This window comes from Leisingera sp. XS_AS12, assembly GCF_041224635.1.
Lineage (GTDB): Bacteria > Pseudomonadota > Alphaproteobacteria > Rhodobacterales > Rhodobacteraceae > Leisingera.
Genome location: NZ_JBGFGM010000120.1, coordinates 41,714 through 66,831, shown reverse-complemented (window position 1 = coordinate 66,831; position 25,118 = coordinate 41,714). Strand labels below are relative to the sequence as shown.

General features: G+C 66.4%; 20 protein-coding genes and 2 pseudogenes. 9 read left to right on the top strand and 13 right to left on the bottom strand.

Annotation, left to right across the window (positions count from 1 at the left end; genetic code table 11):
* Positions 1-209: 209 nt before the first annotated feature.
* Positions 210-668 (bottom strand): annotated as a pseudogene (locus tag AB9K35_RS19345) (transposase); the annotation flags it as partial.
* On the opposite strand from AB9K35_RS19345, the pseudogene AB9K35_RS19340 reads away from it, so the two are divergent.
* Positions 655-1,482 (top strand): annotated as a pseudogene (locus AB9K35_RS19340) (IS21 family transposase); the annotation flags it as partial. The pseudogenes AB9K35_RS19345 and AB9K35_RS19340 sit on opposite strands and share 14 nt — an antisense overlap.
* A gap of 38 nt (positions 1,483-1,520) precedes the next feature.
* On the top strand, positions 1,521-2,372 hold the full coding sequence (gene istB / locus AB9K35_RS19335; protein WP_369928647.1) for an IS21-like element helper ATPase IstB: 852 nt from the start codon (positions 1,521-1,523) through the stop codon (positions 2,370-2,372).
* A gap of 466 nt (positions 2,373-2,838) precedes the next feature.
* On the opposite strand, the gene AB9K35_RS19330 is transcribed toward istB, so the two are convergent.
* The 6 genes from AB9K35_RS19330 to AB9K35_RS19305 all read right to left on the bottom strand — a co-directional run bounded on the left by AB9K35_RS19330 (position 2,839) and on the right by AB9K35_RS19305 (position 10,101).
* On the bottom strand, positions 2,839-3,120 hold the full coding sequence (locus AB9K35_RS19330) for a hypothetical protein (protein ID WP_369928645.1): 282 nt from the start codon (positions 3,118-3,120) through the stop codon (positions 2,839-2,841).
* Between the two features lie 175 nt (positions 3,121-3,295).
* Positions 3,296-3,988 carry a YjbF family lipoprotein gene (locus AB9K35_RS19325; RefSeq protein WP_369928643.1) on the bottom strand — a complete coding sequence of 231 codons (693 nt, stop codon included), beginning with the start codon at positions 3,986-3,988 and terminating at the stop codon, positions 3,296-3,298.
* Entirely contained in the window at positions 3,985-6,219 is a 2,235-nt protein-coding gene (locus AB9K35_RS19320; RefSeq protein ID WP_369928641.1) for a YjbH domain-containing protein, read from the bottom strand. Before AB9K35_RS19320 ends, AB9K35_RS19325 begins: the two co-directional genes overlap by 4 nt.
* 236 nt (positions 6,220-6,455) lie before the next feature.
* Positions 6,456-8,348 carry a polysaccharide biosynthesis protein gene (locus tag AB9K35_RS19315; protein ID WP_369928639.1) on the bottom strand — a complete coding sequence of 631 codons (1,893 nt, stop codon included), beginning with the start codon at positions 8,346-8,348 and terminating at the stop codon, positions 6,456-6,458.
* 257 nt (positions 8,349-8,605) lie between these two features.
* Positions 8,606-9,220: a sugar transferase gene (locus tag AB9K35_RS19310; RefSeq protein ID WP_369928637.1), complete on the bottom strand. Its 615-nt coding sequence runs from the start codon at positions 9,218-9,220 to the stop codon at positions 8,606-8,608.
* A complete protein-coding gene (locus AB9K35_RS19305) occupies positions 9,220-10,101 on the bottom strand; it encodes an NAD-dependent epimerase/dehydratase family protein (protein WP_369928635.1) in 882 nt (293 codons plus the stop codon). The genes AB9K35_RS19310 and AB9K35_RS19305 overlap by 1 nt, the downstream gene beginning before the upstream one ends.
* 132 nt (positions 10,102-10,233) lie before the next feature.
* Between AB9K35_RS19305 and AB9K35_RS19300 the strand changes: the two genes are divergently transcribed.
* Both AB9K35_RS19300 and AB9K35_RS19295 read left to right on the top strand, forming a co-directional pair.
* Entirely contained in the window at positions 10,234-11,355 is a 1,122-nt protein-coding gene (locus AB9K35_RS19300) for a polysaccharide biosynthesis/export family protein (protein WP_369928633.1), read from the top strand.
* 198 nt (positions 11,356-11,553) lie between these two features.
* Complete coding sequence (locus tag AB9K35_RS19295) at positions 11,554-12,057, top strand: hypothetical protein (RefSeq protein ID WP_369928631.1); 504 nt, start codon at positions 11,554-11,556, stop codon at positions 12,055-12,057.
* Positions 12,058-12,072: 15 nt separating this feature from the next.
* Here the strand turns inward: AB9K35_RS19295 and AB9K35_RS19290 are convergent, their stop codons facing one another.
* The 5 genes from AB9K35_RS19290 to rfbC all read right to left on the bottom strand — a co-directional run bounded on the left by AB9K35_RS19290 (position 12,073) and on the right by rfbC (position 16,908).
* Complete coding sequence (locus tag AB9K35_RS19290) at positions 12,073-13,332, bottom strand: MFS transporter (protein WP_369928629.1); 1,260 nt, start codon at positions 13,330-13,332, stop codon at positions 12,073-12,075.
* A 117-nt stretch (positions 13,333-13,449) separates the two neighbouring features.
* Positions 13,450-14,352: a glucose-1-phosphate thymidylyltransferase RfbA gene (rfbA, locus tag AB9K35_RS19285; RefSeq protein WP_369928627.1), complete on the bottom strand. Its 903-nt coding sequence runs from the start codon at positions 14,350-14,352 to the stop codon at positions 13,450-13,452.
* Positions 14,349-15,200, bottom strand: coding sequence for a dTDP-4-dehydrorhamnose reductase (gene rfbD / locus AB9K35_RS19280; RefSeq protein ID WP_369928625.1), 852 nt, complete (start codon positions 15,198-15,200; stop codon positions 14,349-14,351). Before rfbD ends, rfbA begins: the two co-directional genes overlap by 4 nt.
* A gap of 97 nt (positions 15,201-15,297) precedes the next feature.
* On the bottom strand, positions 15,298-16,350 hold the full coding sequence (rfbB, locus tag AB9K35_RS19275; RefSeq protein WP_369928623.1) for a dTDP-glucose 4,6-dehydratase: 1,053 nt from the start codon (positions 16,348-16,350) through the stop codon (positions 15,298-15,300).
* A 3-nt stretch (positions 16,351-16,353) separates the two neighbouring features.
* Entirely contained in the window at positions 16,354-16,908 is a 555-nt protein-coding gene (gene rfbC, locus AB9K35_RS19270; RefSeq protein ID WP_369928621.1) for a dTDP-4-dehydrorhamnose 3,5-epimerase, read from the bottom strand.
* Between the two features lie 133 nt (positions 16,909-17,041).
* Between rfbC and AB9K35_RS19265 the strand changes: the two genes are divergently transcribed.
* Together AB9K35_RS19265 and AB9K35_RS19260 are read left to right on the top strand one after the other, a co-directional pair.
* The gene (locus AB9K35_RS19265; RefSeq protein WP_369928619.1) at positions 17,042-18,283 is read left to right on the top strand and encodes a glycosyltransferase family 4 protein; all 1,242 of its coding nucleotides are present in this window, start codon (positions 17,042-17,044) and stop codon (positions 18,281-18,283) included.
* Between the two features lie 404 nt (positions 18,284-18,687).
* Positions 18,688-19,155, top strand: a complete 468-nt coding sequence (locus tag AB9K35_RS19260; RefSeq protein ID WP_369928618.1) for a ferritin-like domain-containing protein — start codon at positions 18,688-18,690, stop codon at positions 19,153-19,155.
* Positions 19,156-19,356: 201 nt separating this feature from the next.
* On the opposite strand, the gene AB9K35_RS19255 is transcribed toward AB9K35_RS19260, so the two are convergent.
* Positions 19,357-20,049, bottom strand: a complete 693-nt coding sequence (locus AB9K35_RS19255; RefSeq protein ID WP_369928616.1) for a LuxR C-terminal-related transcriptional regulator — start codon at positions 20,047-20,049, stop codon at positions 19,357-19,359.
* Positions 20,050-20,832: 783 nt separating this feature from the next.
* Between AB9K35_RS19255 and AB9K35_RS19250 the strand changes: the two genes are divergently transcribed.
* The 3 genes from AB9K35_RS19250 to AB9K35_RS19240 all read left to right on the top strand — a co-directional run bounded on the left by AB9K35_RS19250 (position 20,833) and on the right by AB9K35_RS19240 (position 25,108).
* Positions 20,833-21,807 carry a helix-turn-helix transcriptional regulator gene (locus AB9K35_RS19250; RefSeq protein ID WP_369928614.1) on the top strand — a complete coding sequence of 325 codons (975 nt, stop codon included), beginning with the start codon at positions 20,833-20,835 and terminating at the stop codon, positions 21,805-21,807.
* Positions 21,804-22,574 (top strand): hypothetical protein, encoded by a 771-nt coding sequence (locus AB9K35_RS19245; protein WP_369928612.1) that lies wholly within the window; start codon positions 21,804-21,806, stop codon positions 22,572-22,574. The genes AB9K35_RS19250 and AB9K35_RS19245 overlap by 4 nt, the downstream gene beginning before the upstream one ends.
* Before the next feature lie 182 nt (positions 22,575-22,756).
* Positions 22,757-25,108 carry a calcium-binding protein gene (locus tag AB9K35_RS19240; protein ID WP_369928610.1) on the top strand — a complete coding sequence of 784 codons (2,352 nt, stop codon included), beginning with the start codon at positions 22,757-22,759 and terminating at the stop codon, positions 25,106-25,108.
* Positions 25,109-25,118 lie beyond the last annotated feature (10 nt).

Below are 25,118 nucleotides of genomic sequence, written 5' to 3'. Positions count from 1 at the left end.
AGCCAAGATCGCTGAGCAAGCGGAGAAAAGCTACGAGCACTTCGTGGCGGCCTGGCGGCCACACCCTCCAAAACAGGGCGGGTGTGCGGCCGCCTCAAACCGGCAGGGACTGAATAGGCTGCCCGGTGACGCTTCCAGCCGGCACGCCACGCTTCGCCCCGAGGTCGACCACACTGCCAAAGAATAGAAGATTCCGGCGGAAATGTCTTGTCGATCTCATCCGTGGTGTAAATGATTTTCCGGATCGCCGGATCGAAGGCAAAGAACGGGATTACCTCCTGCCATGCGCGGCGCCAGGCCGGGGCGATGGAGGCGTATTTCCCGGCCCATTTCTCCTCGAAGGCATCGAGCTCAGCTTCAGCCAAATCGGCAGTCGGGGCGCTGTAAATCCGGCGCAGGTCGGCGGCCACGGCTTTGCGATCCTTCCAGGAACAGAAATTCAGGGAATGGCTCACCAGATGCACGATGCAGGTCTGGACCATGGCATCCGGGAAGGCAGCGGTGATGGCCTCAGGAAAGCCCTTCAGCCCGTCCACGACAGCGATCAGGATGTCTTGGACGCCCCGGTTCTTCATCTCGTTCATCACAGAGAGCCAAAATTTGGCGCCCTCGTTCTCGGCGATCCACAAGCCCAGAACCTCACGGCTCCCATCGCGGGTGACGCCGACGCGGAACAACAAGGGGGTGGCGCATGAGAATGGCTCGATCGAAAGCGCCCACGGCCATCTCAAGAGCGCGATCCGGGATGCGCTGCTGATGCGGGGCAGCGCCGACTTCGGCGATCTCGATGGCTACCGCGCCTTCATCGACGAGATCGTGGGGCGCCGCAATGCGGCCCGCGGCAAGCGTATCGCAGCCGAACGGCCATATCTGCAGGGGCTGCCCGCACGCCGCACCACGGACTTCGAGGAGGTGATCGTCACCGTTTCCAGCACCGGCGGCTTCACGTTGCGCAAGGTCTTCTACACCGTGCCCTCCCACCTGATTGGGCACAGGCTGCGCGTGCGCTTGTTTGACGACAGGCTGGATGTCTTCTCCGGCGGCACCCACCTGCTGACCCTGCCCAAGGGGCGGGCCAAGGCGAACGGCAAGCATGACCAGGTCGTGAACTATCACCATGTCATCCATTCGCTGCGCAGAAAGCCCATGGCCCTTCTGCATCTCGTTTACCGCGACAAGCTCTTCCCGCGCCAGGAGTACCGGCGTGCCTTCGAGGCGCTCATCGACCGGCTGCCCGAACGGCAGGCCTGCAAGATCACAGTCGAGCTGCTTGCCCTGGCGCATGAGCGCAGCTGCGAGCGGGCGCTGGCGGCGGAACTGGCCAAGGTGCTCGAGGCCGGCGGTCTCCCCGACATTGCTGTCCTTCGAAGGCACTTCGCCCCGGACCCGGCCTGTCTGCCGTCCGTCACTGTGCAATCCGTGTCCCTGGACAGCTATGAAGCCCTCGTCAAAACGGCGGATGCAGCAGGAGTACCGGCATGACGAGCTCCCATACCGTTGATGAGGCCCGCCTCAGCATCATGCTGAACGACCTGCGGCTGACGACCATCAAGATCCTCTGGCCGCAATTCGCCGAACAGGCTGACCGGGAGGGCTGGCCTGCCGCCCGCTTCCTGGCCGCTATTGCAGAGCACGAACTGGCCGAACGCGCCCACCGCAGGATCGCCCGCCATCTTGCCAAAGCGCACCTGCCGCCCGGGAAGACGATGGACAGCTTCGACTTCGACGCCGTTCCAATGATCTCAAAAGCACAGGTCATGGCCATGGCGGCGGGATACAGCTGGCTGGCCAAGGGCGCCAATGTCCTGATGTTCGGCCCGCCCGGCGGCGGCAAGAGCCATCTCGCGGCCGCCATTGGTCTGACACTGATCGAGAACGGCTGGCGGGTGCTCTTCACGAGAACCACCGATCTTGTCCAGAAGCTGCAGGTGGCCCGCAGGGAACTGCAGCTCGAGGCCGCGATTGCGAAACTGGACAAGTTCGATCTAATCATCCTCGATGATCTCGCCTATGTCACCAAGGACCAGGCCGAAACCAGCGTTCTCTTCGAGCTGATCTCGGCGCGGTACGAGAGGCGGTCCATCATGATCACCGCCAATCAGCCCTTCGGCGAATGGAACAAGGTCTTCCCCGATCCGGCAATGACGCTCGCGGCCGTCGACAGGCTCGTCCACCATGCCACCATCTTCGAGATGAACGTGGAAAGCTACAGACGGCGGACGGCGATGGAGGCGAAACGGAAGAGAGGCAGGCCTGCCGCTTACGCGACAATCAACAATACACCGCTGATTGACGCGGAGCGACAAACAGCAGCCGAAGAAAATCTTGCCAGCGGCAATCACGATGATAACGTCACCGATGCCGCGACATAGAATCTCATCCTGATTGTCGCTGGCGTCTCACTCAGATTGACGCGCCATAGTCTGATGATCTTCGACGAAGAGGAGATCAGAGATGTCGAAACGGAAGCAGCTTTCGCCGGAGTTCAAGGCGAAGGTGGTGCTGGAAGCGCGAGAACAATCATGGGGATCAACCCCTCTCAGAGGTTTGCCGCAATCGTTGCCGCTTTCGTGTCGAAGCCATTAAAAACAAGCACTTAAATGCCAAACAATATGCTTTAGACCGACGCAACGCCGACTCATCCATATTTTCATTGAAAATCAGCAACTTAGATACAATCTGGCGCTGGCGCGCAAACAACTCAAAGGTATCAATCAGGGAAGATCCGTAAGTTTCGCCTCAGCGCAGGCACATCCGATTGCAAGCCGAAATGAAAAAACGGGCCCACAAAGGCCCGTTTCCAGAAAATCCCAGACCAATCGGCCTGCCCGCCGCGTATCAATCGGTGGTGGGGGTGGTGCTGGTTCCGGTTTCGTCATCGCTGACCACAACACCCAGCACCACAAGACCAGCCAGCGCGCCAGCCGCGGCACCAACGCTCAGACCGCCAAGCGCGCCGCCGAGTCCGACACCTGTGCCAACGCCAGCACCGGCGCCAACGCCTGCACCAGCACCCGCGCCAGCACCCGCGCCGCCGCCAGGTGCGGCTGCGGTCTGAGCGGAAACGGCAGTGGCCGAGGTCAGGGCTGCCAGGGTCAGGGCAGTCAGTAGATGTTTCATTGTCATACTCCTCTGGAGAACTTGGAAAGGGGCCCGTTACGGCCGACCTTAGGGGAGGCCTGCGTTCATTTCAACGCAGGGATTAGCTGCAAAATTGTTGAAATCCTCCTAGCGCCACCGATTTTTTGCCGCCGTTGCCGCAAAAGCGCGAAGACTCAACATAAAACAGCCTGGCTCACCGCCACAGCTGGCGAATGCGGATATACCCGACCTCCGGTCCGGCCCATTGCCGGGACTGCCAGACCTGGCTGTGACCTGGGCGAGAATCGATCCAGTAGTCATTGACCACCACGCCCCCCGCCCCCTCGCAGCGTTCCTGCAGGCGGCGGGTCGGATGGGTCAGCTCAACGATCTTTACCGGCTCGGGGCCAAGATCATGCAGGCTGCAGGCCAGCGTCAGCCGCGTCTGGCCGTTGCCCTTGTCCCGCAGCACATAGGTGCGCGCGCCCCCGCGCACGGGGCCGGCCTGGCCCGCTGCCGCCGGAACCGAGGCCGACAGCAGCCCGCCGCCAAGTCCGCGCGTGGCCGTCACCATGCCTTGGCGCAGCGCCAGCGAGACATTGTCCTGGGTGCGCCAGACCTCGATCCGGCCAGGGTGATCATCACTGCGGCTGAAGCTGCGGATCAGATAGGCCTTGGCATCCCGGTTCTCGATGGTGGCCTCGAGATAGGGCTGGGTCTCCTGGTCCAGCAGAGCCCGGGTCAGCTGCGCCGGCGGCGGCGGCGGGTTGCGGCGGCGCAGGACATACTGCCCCACCGCCTGCGCCACTTCCAGTTGGGCGGAGGGTTTTTCCGGACCGCGGGCACAGCCCGCCAGCACGAGGGCGGCAGCCAGCAGGGCCGCAGGGGCAAGACGGAGCATCATCATTCCCAGAACCTCGCGCGCTGGTCTTCCAGGCTCTTGCGGTGGGCCTCGCGCACCTGGCCATAAAGCCGGTCCGGCACCGAGACTTTCTGGCCGCCATCGCGCTGGGTCGGGCGGATGGTCAGCCCCAGGCTGGAGCGCGACGGCTTGCCCAGGAACCAGTCAACCGGAATGCTGAAACGGAAGCCCTTGTCAAAGGATCCCTCGCCGAAATCCTCGGCCGAGACATTGGTGAGGGTGAAGAAGGCGCCGACCAAAAACCCGTTGTTGAATTCCCGGTCGAGCGTGACGGTGCCACCGTAGTCGCCGGCCAGGTAGCGGCCCGCGTCCAGCTGCAACTGATAGCCCTTGCCCAGTTCAGCATAGGCCGAGGCATGGCCAGTGAAGGTCTTGTAATCGCGGAAGGAAAACCGCTGGTCGAAATCACGCTGGACGACGTAATTGGCTTCGACACCCAGGCCGAGGCGGCTGTTCACCGGCTTCCACAGCACTTCGCCCGAAACACCGCCATACATGCTTTCGAACAAACCTGCGGTGGTGCGGGCATAAAGGTCCCCCCCCGGTTTCCAGAACCGGCTGACATAGAGGCTTTCCAGGGTGGTGCCGTATTGGGCGTATTCCACCTGATCGGTGCGCACATGCGGCAGCACCGAGTTGGAGGCACGTCCGTCCTGCACGTTGCCCCAGATGCGTTGGCGGATGGCGCCGGCAATGCGCCAGCCCGGCGCCGGCGCATAAGAGGCCTTCAGATTCAGCCCCACATCCAGCCGGAACGGCTGGTCCGGATCGAAATAGGCGGGCTCGGTATAGGGGCCGATCGAGCTCGTGAAGGCCGGGTACAACTCGGCCGAGACAATCGCCTCCTGCGGCTGCGGACCCGCGTCATGTACCCCGCTGGCGGCAAACAGCGCATCCGCCGCCTCGGGAGAGAATTCCAGCGCCTCCAGGTCCGAGCGGCGCAGCTCGATGGCGGCCAGGCCGGTGCCACGGCGCACCGGCACCAGGCGGAAGGTCTCCACCGACGGCGGCAGGGTGCGGGCCAGGGCCCGGGCAGCCCGTCCCGCTGCCTGAGAGGCGGAGCGGTAGCGCGGGTTGCGATAGCGCAGCTCGGCCTCGGTGGCCTTGAGGGTAATGGATTCCAGCACCAGCCCCTCTGCCTTCAGCGCCTCGGCGGCAAGATCGCGGATTTTCTGTTTCTTGGGCACGCTGGCCGCCCAGTCCTGGCGCCAGTGCGCCTCCTCGGTGGCCCATTGGCTGCGCGGCGCGACGGGCTGCGATGCGGGCACCGCCATCGGGGTGGGCGGCTGGTTCGGGTTCAGCTGGATCTGCGCGGTGAACCCGACCTCGGAGCCATACAGATAATAGGCCCCCAGCCGCAGCCGGTCGGAATACTGGTATTCCACCCCGTAGTTGAGCGAGGACTTGCGCTCGAAGACGTTGGGCGCTCCGGTTTCCAGCGTGTAGGCATCGGAGGAATATTCCGCCTTCAGGCTCCAGCGATCATCGGGCTGCCATTCGAGGCCGGCAAAGGGCGCCACATCACCGCGGAACCACTGGTCGTAGGACAGCTCCCCGCCGGTATCGCCCCCGACAAAGGCCGGCCGCTGGCCGCCGGTGCTGGCGATCGCCCCATGGCTGCCCAGGCGGCCCCAGCCCAGGCCTGCGGTCACTTTCAGCCGCCCCGGGGTGCGGCCCCAGCCCAGGGCCGCGGCTTCAAATCGTTTGGTGGCGGTGAAATATTCCGCCGCGTAGACCCCGGTGCCGGCAAAATCCTGCAGCCCCATGGTGACCTCGGGCAGCCAGCGGCGCTCGCGCCAGAGCCGGGCCCGGACATCAAAGCCGCGGTCGTAATAGGTATCAAAGCCGGCAATTTGTGCGCCATTGGTCTGGATGCCGTTGTAGCGGAAGGAGGCCGACAGCCAGGGCAACGCCTGGAAGGTTATGTTGTAGCGCGAGGTGCCGCCGAACCAGGAATAGCTCACCGCGTATTGCCCGTCCGGCAGCATGTCGGCGCTTGGCATGTCGATGATGCCGGGGCTGCCATAGAAGTTGAGGCTGGGGGGCGGCAGCGGTTTCAGCCGCGGTGCGGCTTCGGCGGTGCCCGCAGCCGCGTCAGGGACATCACGGGTGATGTCGGGACGCTGTGCCTGGACGGCCGGGGCGGACAGGACCAGAAGCGCGGCGACGACGGCCTGAATCCGGGCGGAGCGCTGGAGGGGCTTGAAACGGATCACGGAACGCAAACTGCCTGTTGGAACGACCGGCTGACGCGCCGGTTTTGGTTGCTGCCTTGGGTTTTCGGCGCCCCCGCGGGGAGGGGCTGATCGCGGTTAGAACATGGATGGCCCGGCCGGATCAATCGCCCCGGCAGCCGCGCGCATGGTTTTTGCCGACAGTGCAGCGTCGCTGCCGCACATCACGCGCGTCCCGGCTACCGGAGCGAATCTTTCGCGGGCCGGGCGACACGGTGTCAGGAGGCCGCTTCCGGCGCGACGCGCTCCGAGGCCGGGCCATAGCCCTCGACCCAATGGCGGATCACCTGCAGCGCGGCGGCCTCGTCTCCGGCGGCAATCGCGCGCCGCAGGCTGCGCAGGCAGCCGGCCACCTCGATCTCCGACAGCACGGTTTCCCGGGCGCAGAAGATCTTCTGATGCCTGGTGTGGATCAGCTCCTCGCTCAGCGTCAGCTCCTCTTCCATCTTCTCGCCGGGGCGCAGGCCGATGATCTGGATCTCGATGTCCCCCTCCGGATTCTCGGCGTCCCGCACACTGTGGCCCGCGCTTTCGATCACCTGGCGCGCCAGCTGCAGGATCGGCACCGGCTCCCCCATGTCGAGCACGAAGACCTCGCCGCCCTGGGCCATGTCGCCCGCCTGCAGCACCAGCTGCACCGCCTCGCTGATGGTCATGAAGAACCGTTTCACATTGGGATCGGTGACGGTGACCGGTCCGCCGCGGCTGATCTGCTCCTGGAACAGGGGCACCACCGAGCCGGAGGAGCCCAGCACGTTGCCGAAGCGCACCATGGTAAAGACCGTCTTGCCACCAAACCGGGTGGCCAGATCCTGCACGATCAGCTCCGCCAGCCGTTTCGAGGCCCCCATCACATTGGCCGGGTTCACCGCCTTGTCCGAGGAGATCAGGATGAAGCGCTCGACCCCGACGCGGGCGGCGGCGCGGGCGAGGGTCTGGGTGCCGAAGACGTTGTTGGCCAGCCCGGGCAAGGGGTTCGCCTCGACCAGCGGCACATGTTTGTAGGCCGCCGCATGCAGCACCACCTGCACCTGGTGCTGGTGCAGCACCATGCGCACCTGACGCGGATCGGTGACCGAGCCCAGCACCGGCACCAGTTCGATGCCGCTGCCGGTGCCCTCGATCAGCTGGCTCAACTCCTGGTGGATGGTGTAAAGCGCCAGTTCCGACAGTTCGAACAGCACCAGTTTCGCGGGACGGCAGGTCAGCACCTGGCGGCAGAGCTCCGCTCCGATCGAGCCGCCGGCACCGGACACCAGCACCACCTTGCCCTTGTAGGCGCCGGCCGCGTCCTTCAGCGGCACATTGCGCGCCGCCCGCCCCAGAAAGGCCTGCGGGGCCACCGGCGTCAGCTTGTCGACCAGGGCTTCCTCGCCGACCAGCTGCGCAAAGGACGGCAGCGCCTGCACCTCCAGCCCCAGTTTCTGCAGCCGCTGGATGATCTGCGCCTGGCGCGGCTGGCTCTGCGAGGGCATCGCCAGGAGCACCCGTCGGATCTGGCGCGTCTGCACGATGTCCGCGATCCGCGCCGGGGCGTAGACCGGCAGCCCCACCAGGGTCAGCCCCTGCAGCGAGGTGTTGTCATCGGCAAAGGCGACCGGATCGATGCCGTCATGCGCCTTCAGCGCCTGCGCCAGCTGGGTGCCGGTGTTGCCGGCGCCATAGATCAGCACCCGGCAGCGCGGCTGGGCGCGGCGGTAGATCGCCAGCACCATCTGCAGCATCACCGCGCGGGACACCACCATGAACAGGAAATAGCAGATCGCAAATACAACGAAGGTGCCCTGCCCCAGGGCCGGGCCAAAGGTGGCCGCCAACAGCGCCAGCACCAGGGCGCTGGCCGCCGCCAGCAAGGCGCTCTGGGCCGCGGCATGACGTTCATAGGCATTGAGCTGCACCCGCGGCAGCCCCAGCCACAGCGCCAGCGCCGCGGTCGCTGCCAGCACATAGGGCAACACCGGCAGCAGCTGCCCCAGGGTGGCCAAGGGCGTGTCGGGCAATGGCTGCACCCCGAAGGTGAACAGCAACGCCAGCGGCAAGAGCAGCAGATCGACAGCGAGAAAAGCGTAGGATTTCTGCCTGCGCGACAGCCCGCTGATCAGATTGAACATGCCTGCTTTCAATTTCCGCATACGTCCCACTTGTTGCCTGTTTGCTCGAAACCCGTTTTACCGTTTCGCCAGCCCCTGCTGGCGCATAGCAGAAAACCGTGGAAACCAACATGCCACGATGCGCTGAAATCCAATGCGCGGCTCCTGAAACACAGATTCGAGCATACTCCGCTTTGCCGGTTCCACAAAACAGGCAAAGCGGAAACTCGCCGCCCGTCCCAGCGGCGCCTCTCGGCGATCCGTTCCGGCGGCAGCTCTCAGCCGCGGCGCAGGAAGATGTTGCCGATGGTCTGGAACACGATGGCAAAATCGAAACACATGCTCTGGTGACGCTGGTAGATCAGGTCCAGCCGCGCCTTCATCGGCACGCAAAGCCGCGAATAGACCGCATCGGTTTCCGCCGCGCTGGTGCAGCGCGCCAGCAACGCCGCCTCGTGGCGGTGATAGGTGATCGAGGCCAGGCCGGTCACGCCGGGGCGCGACTTCAGCACCTCGGCATAAAGCTCGGGATGCGCCTCGACATATTGGCGCAGCGGCGGGCGCGGGCCGACAAAGGACAGATCCCCCTTGAGGATGTTCCACAGCTGCGGGAACTCATCCAGCCGTTTCGAACGCAGCCAGGCGCCGGTGCGGGTGATCCGCGCGCGCTTGTCACCGCCCGACACGCCGGCATCGCGATCCACCACCGTCATGGTGCGCAGCTTCCACAGGGAAAACGACTGGTCCGGTGTCTTCATGCGCTCGGCGACGTAGAACAGCGGCCGCCCTTCCTTGAGCAGCAGCCAGCCCAGCAGCAGCAACAGCACCGGGCCAAGAAAGACAATCAGAAGACTGGCAAAGAACAGATCGAAAATACGTTTGCGCCAAGTCATCAGCGGCGGCTCTCCTCGGTGAAATGCGGGGCCAGGTCGCCCCATTCGGCGACCATCTGCGCCGGATCGGCCGTCTCCAGCGCAAAGGGCAGATACGCCGCAAGCAGGCGGCAGTCCAGCGCCACTTCGGCAATGGCCCCGGCAGCGGCCTGCTGCCAGGCAAAAGGGTGCCCGGCCGCGCGCAGCAGGGCGGCCATCTCCACCGGGCCGGGCTGCGCCAGGTTCAGCACCGGTGGCAGGTCCGGCGCCGCCAGCAAGGCCGCCAGCACCCGCGCCAGGCTGCGCGGGCCGATGTAGCTGCGCCGCGGGCTGCGCCCATCGGCCAGGCGATCCAGCGCAAAGCCCGGCCGCCAGCCGCCCAGAATGGCATCGAAACCGGCAATATTGCCGATCCGCAGCATCGTCACCGCCACGCCCAGCTCCGCCGCCAGCGCCGCGGCGCGCGTCTCCATCTCCGCCTTGGCCGCGCCATAGGCATTGGCGGGACGCAGCGTAGCCGTTTCTGCCAACAGCCCGCCTTGGGCACCGTAGACCGCCGCCGAGGAAGCCAGCAGTACCCGCGCCTGCGCCGCCGCCGCGGCGCGCACCGCCGCGAGGGCCAGCGCGACATGCGCCTGCATCGGTTCACTTCCGCGTCCCGGCACCGGCCCGGCCAGGCACAGGATCGTGGTCGCCCCGCGGGCCGCACGGCTGAGCGCGGCAGGCTCTGCCAGCGGGTCCAGCACATGCCAGCTGTCCGCCCAGGTGTCCGCCGTCGCGCCCTGCGCCTGCGGCGCGCGGCGGCGCTGCAGGCGCAGCGCCATCCCCTCTGGCGGGCACAGCTGCAACAGCTGCCCGATCCGCCCTGTTGCCCCCAGAACCAAAACCGCGGGTTTTGTCATCTCACGCTGCCCGTTCCTGTTGACCCTCTGCTCCAGCCCAGTATCCTTTGCGCCAACAAAAATCAAAGCGCTTCCCGAGGCGCGCCAGCCCTGCCCCGGACCCCGTGCCGGGCTTTCAATGACAGGCTCCCGATGCTGAAATTTCTTTTCTGGTTCGCTGCTGCTGCCAGCCTGACCCTTCTGCCCGCAGCCTGTTCCCGCCTGCCCGGAGGCGCCCCCGCCAGCGAGGAAATCCTGAAGCAATCCGGCGAGGCGGATGCCGATTTCGCCTTCTACCGGGTGAACCGGGCGCTGTTGCCGGTGGTCGCGACCTGGCCCGGCACCGGCAAGCAGGAGCGGCTGCGCTGGCTGCCGGGGCACCAGGGCGCAAAGACCCAGATCATCCAGCCCGGCGACCAGCTGACCCTCAGCATCTGGGACAGCAACGACAATTCGCTGCTCACCACCGGCGAGCAGAAGATGGTGCAGCTTCAGGACATGAAAGTGGCCTCCAACGGCACCATCTTCATGCCCTATGTCGGCGATGTGAACGTGCGCGGCCTGACGCCGGACCTGGCGCGGCGCAAGCTGCAGGAAGCCCTGGAGCCGGTGGTGCCATCCGCCCAGGTGCAGCTGGCGATGGCCGAGGGGCGCGGCAATTCGGTGGACCTGGTCTCCGGTGTTGCCAATCCCGGCACCTACCCGATGCCCGACCGCAACTACACGGTGATGGGGCTGATCGCGGCCGGCGGCGGCATCAGCCCGACCCTCAACAACCCGCAGATCCGGCTGGTGCGTGGCCAGAACATCTATGGCACCTCGGTCGAGCGGCTGCTGGACAACCCGCGCCTGGACACGCTGCTGCGCGGCGGCGACCGGGTCTTCGTCGAGGAGGACTCGCGCTATTTCCTGTCCTTCGGCGCCACCGGCAAGGAAGATCTGCATATCTTCACCAAGGACGAGATGTCGGCGATGGACGCGATGTCAGTGGCTGGCGGCTTCCAGGACGGCAAGGCCGACCCGAAGGGGCTGTTGATCCTGCGCGAATACCCGGCCTCGGCGATCGCACCGGGCCAGCGCGGGCCGCGCCAGCAGCGGGTGGTGTTCTCGCTGGATCTCACCTCCGCCGACGGGCTGTTCTCGGCGCGCCAGTTCCAGATCAACCCCGGCGACCTGGTCATGGCGACAGAATCGCCGATCAACGACGCGCTGACGATCTCCAACATCTTCGGCAACTTTTTCGGCGTCTTCAGCCGCGCCGGGATCATCGAATAAGGCACGCCTCAGCCGGGCTTGTGCGGCGGGTTCCACGCCCGCAGCGCAGCCCCGGTGCGGCGTCGCGCCCTGCCCTTGCCGGGGATTTTTCACAAATGTTCGGCAAAGGGCGAAATTTCGCCACATCCTCTGCCAGCCGTCTGCGCAAGACTTTCTTAACCCACCTTCAACGCCTGTTAACGCTTTGGAGGTCCGCCCATGCTGGCACAGAAAATCGCATCAGCCGCAGCAACTCTCTGGAACCCCCGCCGCCCGCTTCGTTTTCCGATGGCGCGCACCGCAGCCTTGCTTGGCCTGGCGCTACTTCCCGCCACGTCACATGCCGGGCAGGCCTATGTGGTGGGCAGCGACCGCGGTGGCTACCTGCATGACCGACTGGTCGAGCTGAACAAGCTGCAGCGGGACAACGTGCAGGTCGAGATTCGCGGCCGGGTCTGCTACTCCACCTGCACCATGTTCCTCGGCCTGCCGGGGGCCTGCGTGGACCCCAACACCACTTTCGGCTTCCATGGCCCCTCGCAAAGTGGCCGACGCCTGGCGCAGAAGGATTTCGACTATTTCAGCCAGGTGATGGCGCAATATTACCCCCACCCTTTGCGAGAGTGGTTCCTGTCCGAAGGCCGCAACCGGCTCTCCGGGGTCTACAAGGTCAAAGGCAGTCAGCTGATCAGCATGGGAGTCCCCGCCTGCACATCCGCCTGAGCCGCCACCGCCCCGTCAAGTGTCGGCGGAAGGCGGCGACACCTCCGACGGCGCGGCGGCCAGCGCCGCGGTCTCCGGGGTCGAGGCGCGGGCCAGCGGCTTGGCCTGGAAGGCGATCTTGTCCGCTGCCGCCACCGGCGGCGCGATCCACAGCCGCAGCAGGCCGAACAGGATGAGCGTCACATGCGCCGCCCCGGTCACCGCAAACAGCGCCGCCGCCCCCAGCGCGCTCATCGCGAAACCGGCCGCCGCCGGGCCGATGATGGAGCCGATGCCGAACACCAGCAGCAGCCCGCCGCTGACCTGGATGAAGGATCCCGGCTCGGCGTGGTCATTGGCATGGGCGGCGATCACCGGATACATCGAGAACACCGCCGCGCCGAACAGCGCCGACAGCAGCAGCGCCAGCTGCGGCTGCGTCACCCCGGCCAGCAGGAACAGCGCATCGGCCACCACCGCCGCCGCGGTGATCGCCAGCAGCACCTTGCGCCGGTCGAACCTGTCGGAGGCGATGCCGACCGGGATCTGGCTGGCGGCGCCGGCCAGGATCGGCAGGCTTGCAAACAACGCGATCGCCTCCAGCTCCATGCCGATCCGCGCCGCATAGACCGCCGCCAGCGTGCCGAAGGCGGCATTGGAAATCCCCACCATCAGCACCGCGAACACCGCGATCGGCGAGTTGCGCCACAGCTGCGGCAGGTCCAGCGACACCCGGGTCAGCGGCCGCGGCGTTGAGGTGGCGCTGATCGCGGTCGGCAGCAGCGCCAGGCAATAGACCATCGCCGCCAGCACGAAGAAGAAAAAGCCGCTGGCATCGCCCAGCGTCAGCACCATCTGCCCGGCCGTGGTCGCCGCCAGGTTGACCATCGTGTAGATGCCGAAGACCCGCCCCCGCGAGGCGGCGTCGGAGCGCTCGTTCAGCCAGCTCTCGACGATCATCGCCGCGCCCGCAAAGCAGAAGCCGGACGCCGCCCGCACCGGGATCCAGACCCAGGGCGTCATCATCAGCAGCGACAGCAGCACCGCGATGGCGGCGATCGCGCACATCGCGCCAAAGGCGCGGATGTGGCCGACCCGTGCCACCATCGCCGGGGTGCGCAGGCAGCCGATCACATAGCCCACCGCCCAGCCGGTGCCCAGCAGGCCAAGCGCCGCCGCGCTGAAGCCCTCGGCCTCGCCGCGGATCGGCAGGATCAGGCTGTTCACCCCGCCTGCAAACAGCAGGAAGGCAGAACCCAGCAGCAGGGCGGTCAGGGGAAGCAGGCTTTTTACCATGGGAATACGTCAGGTTGAAAGGATCACGGACGGCCGCTGATAATCCGCAAAACCCTCCGCAGGCAATCCGTGTTCCACCAGCACCAGCGCATAGCTGCCATGCCAAACCGCAAGGGGCTACTTCAGCCGCCGCTCGAGGTAGGCACCATAGGCGTTCTTGGCGAATTTCTCTGCCCGCGCCTGCAGCTGGCCGTCATCGATCCAGCCCTGCTCATGGGCGATTTCCTCGGGGCAGCCGGTCTGCAGCCCCTGGCGTTCCTGCAGGGTGCGCACGAAATTGCCCGCGTCCAACAAGGAGCCATGGGTGCCGGTGTCCAGCCAGGCATAGCCGCGGCCCATGGTCTCGACCCGCAGGCTGCCGTCGTTCAGGTAGCTTTGCAAAAGATCGGTGATCTCCAGCTCGCCGCGCGGGCTGGGCTGCACCTTGCGGGCGCGCTGCGGTGCCGACCCATCGAGGAAATACAGCCCCGTCACCGCGTAGTTCGAGGGCGGCACGGCCGGCTTCTCGATGATCTCGCGGGCGGTGCCGTCGGCGTTGAAATCCACCACCCCGTAGCGTTCCGGGTCGGCCACGTGGTAGCCGAAGACGGTGCCGCCCGCGGCCTGCGCATCCGCCGCCGCCAGCAGCTTGGGCAGCCCGTGGCCAAAGAAGATGTTGTCGCCCAGCACCAGCGCCGAAGGGCTGCCGTCCAAAAAGTCCTCGGCCAGGATGAAGGCCTGCGCCAGCCCGTCCGGCGAGGGCTGCACCACATAGGTGAGCGAGATCCCCCACTGGCTGCCGTCACCCAGCAGGCGGATGAACTGCTCCTGGTCCTGCGGCGTGGTGATGATGCAGATCTCGCGGATCCCCGCCAGCATCAGCACGGACAGCGGGTAATAGATCATCGGCTTGTCATAGAGCGGCAAGAGCTGCTTGGAGACCGCCATGGTGATCGGATAGAGCCGGGTACCCGATCCGCCCGCCAGGATGATGCCTTTTCTGCCGGAAACCGGTCCTGCGCCGGGCTTGCTCTCTGTCATGCGATCTCTCCCAGATCTTTCAGAATATCCTTGAGGCCCAGCCGCCAGTCAGGCTGCGACAGGCCGAAAACAGTCTCTAACGTGGTGCAATCGAGCCGGGAATTCAGCGGCCGTGCCGCCGGGGTGGGATAGGCGGTGGTGGGAATATCCTCCACCGCGCAGTCCACGCCCGCCTGGGCAAAGATCTCGCGGGCGAAATCCGCCCAGCTGGTCTGCGGCGCGCCGGCCAGGTGGTAGGTGCCGGATTTTGCCGGATCCTGCGCCAGCTGCCGGGCGATCTCCAGGCAGGCGGCGGCAATGGCGCGCGCCGGTGTCGGCGCGCCGGTCTGATCCGCCACGATGGTCAGCCGCTCGCGGTCCCGCCCCAGCCGCAGCATGGTTTTCACGAAATTATTGCCATGGGCCGAGACCACCCAGGAGGTGCGCAGGATCGCATGCACCCCGCCCGCCGCGCGCACCGCGTCCTCGCCCGCCAGTTTCGAGCGGCCATAGGCGTTCAGGGGGCCGGGCGCATCCCCGGGCTGCCACGGCGCTTCACCGCTGCCGTCGAACACGTAGTCGGTGGAGACGGTGACAAAGGGAATGCCCAGTTCCGCGCAGGCCACCGCCATCGCACCGGGGGCGGCGCCGTTGACCACCTGGGCCAGCGCCTCTTCTTCCTCGGCGCGGTCCACGGCCGTGTAGGCGGCGGCATTGATCACCATCTGCGGCTGCGCCGCGCGGATCGCGGCGGCGCAGGCCGCCGGGTGGCTCAGATCCGCCTGATCGCGGCCGAGGCAGGCGACGCCCTGATGCGCCGCCAGTTCCCGCGCCAGCTGGCCGGTCTTGCCGAATACGAGAATGGTCATGCCTGCGCTCCTTTCCACGACAGAGGGATGTGCCTGCCCGGGGCGGGCAGGTGCATCCCGGGCCGCTGCGCGCCCCGGGGGTGTCTGTTCTGCCCCGTCACGTCCCGGTGCCCAGCCGCTGGCCAACGCCCTCGCGGTCCTGCAGCGCGCGCCACCAGGCCTCATTGTCGAGATACCACTGCACGGTCTTCTCCAGCCCCTCCTCGACAGTCACGGACGGCCGCCAGCCCAGCTCCTCGCGGATGCGGGAGGGGTCGATCGCGTAGCGCGCGTCATGGCCCGGGCGGTCGGTCACGAAGGTGATCTGCTCCTTGTAGGATTTGCCATCCGCACGCCGGCGTTTCTGGTCGAGAATCTCGCAAAGAGTGTTCACCAGTTCCAGGTTGGTGCGCTCGTTCTCGCCGCCGATGTTGTAGCTGCGCCCCAGCGCGCCCTTTTGCACCACCAGCAAGAGCGCATCGGCGTGATCCTCGACATAAAGCCAGTCGCGCACGTTGGAGCCGTCGCCGTAGATCGGCAGCGGCTTGCCCGCCAGCGCATTGAGGATCACCACCGGGATGAGCTTTTCGGGGAAGTGGTAGGGGCCGTAGTTGTTGGAACAGTTGGTGAGCACCACCGGCAGCCCGTAGGTCTCGTGCCAGGCCCGCACCAGGTGGTCGGACGCGGCCTTGGAGGCCGAATAGGGCGAGCGCGGATCGTAGGCGGTCTCCTCGGTGAACATCACCGCGGGGTCGGCGGGCAGGCTGCCATAAACCTCATCGGTGGAGATATGGTGGAAGCGGAAGGCTTCCGGCTTGCCCGCCTGCACCCAGTATTTCCGCGCCGCTTCCAGCATATTAAAGGTGCCGGTGATATTGGTCTCGATGAAATCACCGGGCCCGTCGATCGAGCGGTCGACGTGGCTCTCGGCGGCCAGATGCATCACCGCGTCGGGCTGGTGGCGCTCAAAAACAGTGTCTAACGCGGCGCGGTCGCGGATATCGACCTGCTCAAAGGCATACGCCGGGCTGTCCGCCACCTCGGCCACATTGTCGAGGCAGGCGGCATAGGTGAGCGCATCCAGGTTCACCACCTGGTGGCCGCGCTGGATCGCCAGCCGCACCACCGCCGATCCGATAAAACCGGCGCCGCCAGTCACAAGAAGCTTCATCTCTTATCCTTCCCAGGTGAAGGGGCTGTCAAAATCGGCCAGCCGCGGCGCCGCGGCGTCCTTCTCCGACAGCACCGGCGTGCCCGCAAACCCCCAGTCGATGCCGCAGCTGTCCCAGGCCACGGCACCGTCGCATTCGGGCGCGTAATAATCGGTGCATTTATAGATGATCTCGGTGTCGGGGGCGCGGGTGATGAACCCATGCAAAAACCCCTTGGGCACCAGGAGCTGCTTGCCGTTTTCCGGCGTCAGCTCGAGGCCGAACCAGTTGCCGTAACTGGGCGAGCCCTTGCGGATGTCCACCGCCACGTCGAACAGCGCGCCGCGGCCACAGCGCACCAGCTTGTCCTGGGCATGGGGCGGCGCCTGGAAATGCAGGCCGCGCAAAATGCCCGGCGCCACCGACAGCGAGTGGTTGTCCTGCACGAAATCCAGATCAATCCCGGCCTCCTGCATCCGCCGCCGACTCCAGCTCTCGCTGAAAAAACCGCGCTCGTCGCCAAACCGCGCCGGGGTCACCACCTTCAGCCCCGGCAATCCTGTCTCTTCTATCTTCATCGCTTGCGCCCCAAATTTCCGGCAGCTGCCTTTTGCACACTCCTACGTCGGCACAGGCAGCGGCGCAACAGAGTGACGGCAAGCCGCCGCGCAGCCCTTGCGCAACAGCGCGCGACCCGGCAATCCTGCTGCCATGAAAATTCTGTTTGTGCACCAGAACATGCCCGGCCAGTACCGGGAGCTGGCCCCCTGGCTGGCAGCCCAGGGCGGCCATGAGATCGTCTTTCTGACCCAGCGCAACGATGTCCATCTGCCGGGCATCAAGACCGCCACCTACAAACCCTTTCACAGCCCGGACAAGGACGCCTTCGGCCTCAGCCGCGACTGGGAGGCGGCGGCGGGCGCAGGGCTGGGGGCGGCGCTGGCGGCGCGGCAGCTGCGGGATGCGGGATTTACCCCGGACATCATCATCGGCCACACCGGCTGGGGCGAGCTGTTGTACATGAAAGACCCCTACCCGGATGTGCCGATCATCGGCTTCTTTGAATATTTCTACCGCACCAGCGGCGGCCTGGTGGGGTTTGACCCGGAGAACCCGGCCAACGACCAGGCCTATTTCTTCGCCGAATCCCGCAACGCGGTGCCCTATGTCAGCATCGAGCAGGTCGACCTCGGCCATGTGCCCACCGCCTGGCAGCGCGACCGCTTCCCGGCCTCCTTCCACGACCGCATGTATCTCTGCCATGACGGCATCCGCGCCGACCGGCTCGGCCCCGACCCCAAGGCCAGCATCGGGCTGGGGCGGCTCGGGCGCGCGCTCACCGGCGAGGACGAGGTGGTCACCTATATCGCCCGCAACATGGAACGCGCCCGCGGCTTTCACATCATGATGCGCGCGCTGCCGCGCCTTCAGGCGCAGCGCCCCAATGCGCGCGTGCTGATGATCGGCGGCAATGACACCTCCTATGGCGCCGAAAGCAAGCACCCCGGGGGCTTGCGCGGCGAGATGGAGGAGGAGCTCGGCGACAGCGTCGACTGGAGCCGGGTGCATTTCCTCGGCAAGGTGCCCTACCCGGATCTCTGCCGCATCATCCAGCTGAGCTCCTGCCACATCTATCTCACCATGCCCTTCGTGCTGAGCTGGTCGCTCCTGGAGGCGATGGCGATGCAGGCGACGGTGGTGGGCGCCGACGTGGCCCCGGTGCGCGAGGCGATCAGCCACGGCGAGACCGGCCTGCTGGTGGATTTCTTCAGCCCGGAAAAACTGGCCGACCAGGTGGCGGATGTGCTCGCCAACCCCGGCGATTACGCCCACCTGGGGCCAAATGCCCGTGCCCATGTGCTGGGAAAATACGATTTCCTCAGCCGCTGCCTGCCAGAGCATATCGCCCGGATCAATTCACTCGTACCTCAGGCGCGGCATATCGAGATCTAACCGGCAGCACCGCAGATCACCGTCCGGGCCACGCCACGGCGCCCCGGGATTCGAACCGGAAACGCCGCGCAACAGGGTCTAACTAGGGGAAATTTCCGGCGACCGCCCCGGTGGGCGCGCCGGACCACTGGCGCGCGCGGGTCCCGCGGCGGCGGATCCCCGCGCCTCGGGCGGATGATTTCAGGGAACGGCAGCGGGGGGCGGCGCGTTTGTCCGTCACGGGCCAGCAACGGCCCGTTGTTGTCAGACCAAAGGAGCACCCCGCGTCCAGCCCCCGGCGCCGTGACCCCTGCCGGATTGCCCCGCCCCCCGGCGCGCGCCGCCCCGGCCTGTCACGCACAAGCGTTTGGTGCCCCTGCCCCGACCCCGCCCCACGGGCGCAACCTGTCAGAGAGGATCAACTCATGAAGACGCTGAACGACGTGTTCCTGCACACCCTTCAGGACATCTACTACGCCGAAAACAAGCTCGTGAAATCGCTGCCCGAGGTTCGGGAAGCGGCCAATGGCAAGCCGCTGAAGGATGCCATCGACGAGCATCTGGAAGAGACCAAGGGCCAGGTCGAGACGCTGAAGAAAGTGTTCAAATCCCTCGGCGAGGAACCCTCGGGCGAGAAATGCGATGCCATCGAGGGGCTGATCAAGGAAACCGAAGGGCTGATGAAGGAAGCCACCGGCGACGGCAAGAACGCCGCGTTGATCGCCGCCTGCCAGGCGGTCGAGCATTACGAGATCGCCCGCTACGGGACCTTGCGCGAATGGGCCAAGGAGCTGGGCCACGAAGAAGCGCATGACCTGCTGACCTCCATCCTCGACCAGGAAAAGGCGGCCAACAGCAAGCTCACCCACCTGGCGATCTCGAAGATCAACTGATCCTCGATCACCTAGGCCTGCGCGGCCCGAGCAGCGGCTCTCAGGCCCCTCTGCGCGCAGGCTCATCAGACTGGCCCATCAGGATGCCGCGGCCCGCTGTCGGGCCGCGGTCGTGTGCCCGGCGTGCAGCCGGATCCCGCGGCCTCTCCCTTCCCGGGCCCGGCCTCCCGGTGGTGGCCTGCCGCTCCGGGCGGGTCCGGGCTAATGGGTGGTTGGTGGTGACAGCCGCTCCGAGGCCCACAGCGCGGCCTGGGTGCGGTTCTTGGCGCCGATCTTGCGGAAGCAGGTGCGCAGGTGCACTTTCACCGTCGCCTCGCAGATGCCCAGCTCGTTGGCGATGCTCTTGTTGGTGGCGCCTTCGGTCAGCTTGGCCAGCACCAGCTGCTCGCGGTCCGACAGCCCATGGCCGCCGCGCGACGCCCCGTTCGTCTCTCTCTCCGGGGCCGCCGGGCCGCTGCGACAGGGGGTGGTGTCGGTGGGCTGCGGGTTACCTGCCGAGTTGCCGAGCTTGTCCTCGAGCGCGCAGTCCGGCAGCACGATGCGATAGCCATCCTGCACAACCTGCACGGCGGCGATCAGCGCATCGGCGGATTTGCGTTCCGGGATCACCGCCTCGGCGTAGCGGCTGAAGCCCGCCTGCACCGGCGGCGGGCAATCATCGCCGGTGATCAGGATCAGATGCACCGCGCCGTTGCGGGCGCGAAACCCCTGCAGCGCCGCCTCCAGCCCGGCGCCGGTGTCGTGGCTGTAAAAAAGAACCAGGTCCTGCTGCGGCAGCGGTGGCAGCTCCGCCAGGGTGCCGCAGCACTGTCCGGTGTCATAATCATGTGCTTCACAGATGGTCAGAAACATGTCCCTGAGAAGCCTGCTTTCCCCCACGATGTGAACAGGCATAAAAAAACTCCTTTACTCGTAACACGGTCGGACTGCAGTCCGGCCCGTCCCCCAGGAGCGCTGTTATGCCAGCCGCCCGCCCCCGCGGCCCGGCTGTTCTGCGCAATGCGTCCACGCTCCCTGGAACTCCCTTTCCCAGCTGCTGCCCAGTGCCCCGGCACCGCCGGAGCAGTGCCGTTTCCGGATCGTGACAAAAAAAGAACACGCCTGGAAAAAACAGAACGGGCCGGGCCGCGCAGATGGGTGCTCAAACACTTCTGGTGCGCATTGCGGTGAATAAACCCTAGCGAATCTATCCTTTATTGTTAAGAAACTTCGCCTCCCGGCGCCGGGCTTTTTCCCCCTTCGGCCCGGGGCCCGGCGCAAGAACCGGGGTAGTGCCTTGTTTTCACGGGCAATCCGCGCGGGGCCGCCACGGAGCGCACAATTGTGGCAAAAGTGGAAACGCAATGTTTCGGCGACATCTTCGCAATTCTAGGCAAAGTCTATTTGCGTTTCGGACAACTTCTAGGGCGTAGAATCGTGCGCTCTGCCGACCCCGGAATACCCCCATGGTAGTAATCCCCCAGCCCGGCGGCACGGCTGCCTGCCGCCGCCTCTGCCTTCGGCGTACCCCCTCTGCCCGGTTTGCCCTTCGGGCCACCGTGCTACCTTGGGGATATTCATTATGTCATGCCGGGGGGCAACATGGTTGTGTTGAATGGAACCGTCGCACAGACGGGCAGTTTGGTATACTCGAAAGCACTTCAACGACAGATCTCTTCTCTAACACAGGTTGCATTGGTGCAGCCCGGCCACCGGCGGGCCCCGGTGCTGACCAGCGCCGAACCGCTGGGAGGCGCCTGCCCGGACAGCGCCGGGGCGGCGCTGCGACGGCTGTTGCACCCCGGTGCCGCCGGACAGTTGCAGCGGCGTCAGCCCGGAGGCCGCGCCGCGCATATGCTGGCAACCCGGCTGCCCCAGGCGCTGGCCGACCAGCTGCTGACGGCCCCCGGCTGGGCGCTGTTTTCCCATGGTTTCGAAGACGGCAGCGAGGATCTGATCGCGCTGCACCTGGATGGCGGTCCGCATGACGGCCATTGCGGCGACATCCTGCAGGCGATCTGGCCGGTGCTGCGCGAGGACACGCTGCGCGCGCTCGCAGGCGAGACCCAGGCGGCGGTGACCAGCGCGCTGCTGTGGACCATCTCCAAGAAGACCGACGCGGCGGTGCTGGTGCTGGATGGCGCCGGGCAGCTGCTGCATTGCAATGAATCCGGCCGCGACATGCTCGACGCCGGCGATCTGCTCAGCGACAGCGGCGGGCGGCTCAGCTGTGCCAGACCGGGCGAGACCGCCGGGTTCTACGCGGCGGTGGCCGAATGCGCCCGCTCGCGCCGGGGCCCGGCCACCGGCCCGCGCGAGCTGATCCTGTTCCTCGAGGACCGCCACAGCGGCATGCGGCTGCCGGTGTCGCTGACCCGCTATCGCTGCGGCGGCGCCGACCAGCCGCTGGTGGTGGCGATCCTGCCACGCCAGCCCGACCGCCGCCGCATCGAGATGCTGGCCCAGAAGATGGGGCTGTCGCCCTGCGAGGCGCGGGTGGCGGCGCTGATCCAGCTCGGGCTGACCAACCGCGAGGCGGCGCATATCGCCGGCCTCAAGGAGCAGACCTTCAACACCTATGCCAAGCGGGTGCTGGCCAAGATGCAGGTCGGCGGCCGCGCCGAGATGGCGCAGCGGCTGACCTGGCAGGCCTCGCTGGGGAGAGCGTCATGAACAAGCTGACGCTCGAAGCCCCGGTGCAGGGCCCGCCGGCCCCGGCCGGAAGCCCCGCCGCTGCCGCCGCCGCCACCTCGGCTGCGGCCACCCCGCCCTCAGGCCCGCCCGGCCCGACCGGCGCACCGCAGCCCCGCGACACCGCGCCCGCGGCGCAGCCCGTGGAGACGACCACCGGACAAGCACGGGCGCAAAGCCCGGATACGACTGCAAAGCAGCCGCGCGCGCAGCGCCCGGTCGACGCGGCCGACGCGGCGGAGGGCCAGCCGCCGCAGCCGGAGCGCCGCGCCGAGCCGCCGCGGCTCAGCGCCGCGGTGCTGGCGCAGATCGGCACCGCGTTGCGCCAGGGCGGCGGCGACGCCCTGCCGCTGGCCACCCAGGCCGACCTGGTGGCGCTGCACAAGCGCATCGCCGAGATGTTCACCACCCTCAACGACGGGCTGGGGACGCAGCAGGCCGCCAAGGCGGCCGCCGATCGCAGCGCGCTCAGCGCCCGCATCGACCAGCTGGAAGAGGCGGTGAACCGGATGGAAGGGGCGCTCCGCATCGAATTCGAACCGGTCCTGAAGGCTGCGGTCACCGAGGCGCTGGCGCAGGCGGCGCCGAGACCGCGCCGTCGCTGGCGGGGGGCGCTGGCGGCAGCGCTTCTAGCGGGTGCGGCGCTGATGGCCGGCGCCTGGTACCACGCGCCGCTGCTGGAGGCAGCACAGGACCTTGGCCAGCTGCTGGCCGACGGGCAGCTGATCTGGCGCGACGGCGCCAGATAAAGCCCTGAATTTGTCCCCATTTGGGGGCAGCGCAGACCCGGTATCTGGGCTGCAATACCACCGGAAGGCATTGTTTCGCCTTTTTGCGCCAGCCGCAGTCCGCGGTCGCGGCGCAGGCGGGGGACGGAACGGGCAGCCGCCCGCAGCCCGGCCCCACAGAGTTAACGAGGAGGAAGTTTACCATGGGTAAGAAGGACTTTAACCCCGATTGGGATGTCTGTGACCCGACCTGCGATATCCGGTTCAGCGACAACAAGTTCGATCCCGACTACAACGACGGCACCACCGAATGGGGCGGCACCGACGGCAATGTGATCGATCTCAACGATCACGACGCCGGCGACAATGCCTCGGCCGGCCACGGCGATGACGCGATCTACGGCAACGAGCGCAACAACCGCCTCGATGGCGAAGAGGGCCAGGATTACATCGAAGGCCAGAACGGCCATGATGAAATCTATGGCGGCTCCGGCAATGACTACCTGTTCGGCGGCAACGCCGATGGCATCGGCAACCCGGCCGATCCCCGCGATGACGGCGACGACTGGATCGACGGCGAGGAAGGCTGCGACTACATCGACGGCGAGACCGGCAATGACACGCTGCTGGGCGGCGAGAACATCGACAGCGTGTTCGGCGGCACCGGCGACGACGTGATTTTCGGCGACGAAGGCGGCCTCGGCGACGGCAGCGGTGATGGCGGCGACTACCTCTATGGTGAGCTCGGCGACGACTGCATGGACGGCGAAGGCGGCGACGACTGGATGTGGGGCGACATGGGCCAGTCCGGCGAAACCGCGCAGGACGGCGACGACACCATGTACGGCCGCGGCGGCGATGACCGCATGAACGGCCAGGGCGGCAACGACCGCATGGCCGGCGGCCTCGGCGATGACCTGGTCATCGGCGGCAGCGGTGACGACGAGATGTTCGGTGACGAGCGCCAGTCGCAGAACGATGACCTCGACTTCGGCGCCGACAGCGGCACCGGCAACAAGGACGAGCAGGTCGACGGCGACGACTGCATGCTGGGTGGTGACGGCAACGACACCATGGACGGCCAGGGCGGCAATGACACCATGTTCGGTGAAGCCGACAACGACCTGATGCAGGGTGGCCGCGGCGACGACCTGATGGATGGCGGCGCAGGCCGCGATGACGTCAACGGTGGCGCCGGTCATGACACCATGCGCGGTGGATCCAACAACGACGTGCTCGAAGGCGGTGCCCAGGGCGACCTGATCTTCGGCGACAGCGGCACCAACCTCGGCGACGATGGCCATGGCTACAACATCGACTGGGATTGCTGCGACGACGACGAGGACAGCCCGCAAGCGACGCTGCATGCCGATACCGCCGGTCTGAAAGAGGTCGACTGCCCCGATTGCTACACGCCCGAAGATGGCGGCGAGGACGGCAATGACCGCATCCGCGGCGGCTCCGGCAATGACACCATGTTCGGCGAGGGCGGCAATGACGTCATCATCGGCGGGCGCGGTCATGACCACGGCCATGGCGGCGACGGCAACGACCGGCTCTCCGGCCGCAAGGGCAATGACGTGCTCGACGGCGACGAGGGGGACGACTGCGTCAAGGGCGATGCCGGCAATGACACGCTTTATGGCGACAATGGCAACGACACCCTGAAAGGGGGCGATGACCATGACCGGCTCTTCGGCGAGAACGGCCGGGACAAGCTGTACGGGAATGACGGCAACGACACCATGTACGGTGGCGAGGGGCGCGACAAGCTCTGCGGCGGCGATGGCAATGACGTCGGTCACGGCGGCAATGGCAACGACACCGTCAAGGGCAACGATGGCGACGACTTCCTCGACGGCAACGATGGCGAGGACCTGGTCCATGGCGGCAACGGCAAGGACGTGCTGCAGGGTGGCGAAGGCAATGACACGCTGAACGGCGATGCCGACCGCGACTGCCTCTATGGCGAGAACGGCGATGACCTCCTCGACGGTGGCACCGGCGGTGACTTCCTCGATGGCGGCGACGGCAACGACACGCTGTTCGGCGGGGCCGGTGACTACAATGACTGGCTGAAAGGCGGCGCAGGCGATGATTGCCTCACCGGCGGCGACGGCAAGGATGTCTTCATCATCGACCTGATCTGGGATGGCAGCAGCTTCTCCTCCACCGATGGCAACGACACCATCAAGGACATGGATATCGACCAGGATCACGACGTGGTGCTGTTCCGTGTCACCAATGTGGGCGGTGGCCTGGGAACCTCGGCGCAGGATGCCTTTGCCGCATTGGACGGCGGCGGCGCCACCGTCACCGACAATGGCACCGACACGCTGATCAGCGCAGGCGGCGCCACGGTGAACATCCTCGGCCTGACCGGCCGCGAGGCTCCGTTCACCTCGCTCGGCCAGGACGCGATCCCGATCGGCGGCGTGGGCATCAACGCGGTGACCACCGGCGATGCCGGATCCTACGAGGCGATCCGGGTGCTGACCTCGGACACCGGCTTTGACGACAGCTACGTCAACATCTGGGGTCCGGAAGCCGTCTGAGCCATAGGAA

What these genes read in the sequence shown, in the direction of transcription:
- istB (WP_369928647.1), top strand. Translation starts at nt 1,521, where the DNA reads ATGCTGAACGACCTGCGGCTGACGACCATCAAGATCCTCTGGCCGCAA.
- AB9K35_RS19330 (WP_369928645.1), bottom strand. Translation starts at nt 3,120, where the DNA reads ATGAAACATCTACTGACTGCCCTGACCCTGGCAGCCCTGACCTCGGCC.
- AB9K35_RS19325 (WP_369928643.1), bottom strand. Translation starts at nt 3,988, where the DNA reads ATGATGATGCTCCGTCTTGCCCCTGCGGCCCTGCTGGCTGCCGCCCTC.
- AB9K35_RS19315 (WP_369928639.1), bottom strand. Translation starts at nt 8,348, where the DNA reads ATGTTCAATCTGATCAGCGGGCTGTCGCGCAGGCAGAAATCCTACGCT.
- AB9K35_RS19310 (WP_369928637.1), bottom strand. Translation starts at nt 9,220, where the DNA reads ATGACTTGGCGCAAACGTATTTTCGATCTGTTCTTTGCCAGTCTTCTG.
- AB9K35_RS19305 (WP_369928635.1), bottom strand. Translation starts at nt 10,101, where the DNA reads ATGACAAAACCCGCGGTTTTGGTTCTGGGGGCAACAGGGCGGATCGGG.
- AB9K35_RS19300 (WP_369928633.1), top strand. Translation starts at nt 10,234, where the DNA reads ATGCTGAAATTTCTTTTCTGGTTCGCTGCTGCTGCCAGCCTGACCCTT.
- AB9K35_RS19295 (WP_369928631.1), top strand. Translation starts at nt 11,554, where the DNA reads ATGCTGGCACAGAAAATCGCATCAGCCGCAGCAACTCTCTGGAACCCC.
- AB9K35_RS19290 (WP_369928629.1), bottom strand. Translation starts at nt 13,332, where the DNA reads ATGGTAAAAAGCCTGCTTCCCCTGACCGCCCTGCTGCTGGGTTCTGCC.
- rfbA (WP_369928627.1), bottom strand. Translation starts at nt 14,352, where the DNA reads ATGACAGAGAGCAAGCCCGGCGCAGGACCGGTTTCCGGCAGAAAAGGC.
- rfbD (WP_369928625.1), bottom strand. Translation starts at nt 15,200, where the DNA reads ATGACCATTCTCGTATTCGGCAAGACCGGCCAGCTGGCGCGGGAACTG.
- rfbB (WP_369928623.1), bottom strand. Translation starts at nt 16,350, where the DNA reads ATGAAGCTTCTTGTGACTGGCGGCGCCGGTTTTATCGGATCGGCGGTG.
- rfbC (WP_369928621.1), bottom strand. Translation starts at nt 16,908, where the DNA reads ATGAAGATAGAAGAGACAGGATTGCCGGGGCTGAAGGTGGTGACCCCG.
- AB9K35_RS19265 (WP_369928619.1), top strand. Translation starts at nt 17,042, where the DNA reads ATGAAAATTCTGTTTGTGCACCAGAACATGCCCGGCCAGTACCGGGAG.
- AB9K35_RS19260 (WP_369928618.1), top strand. Translation starts at nt 18,688, where the DNA reads ATGAAGACGCTGAACGACGTGTTCCTGCACACCCTTCAGGACATCTAC.
- AB9K35_RS19255 (WP_369928616.1), bottom strand. Translation starts at nt 20,049, where the DNA reads ATGCCTGTTCACATCGTGGGGGAAAGCAGGCTTCTCAGGGACATGTTT.
- AB9K35_RS19245 (WP_369928612.1), top strand. Translation starts at nt 21,804, where the DNA reads ATGAACAAGCTGACGCTCGAAGCCCCGGTGCAGGGCCCGCCGGCCCCG.
- AB9K35_RS19240 (WP_369928610.1), top strand. Translation starts at nt 22,757, where the DNA reads ATGGGTAAGAAGGACTTTAACCCCGATTGGGATGTCTGTGACCCGACC.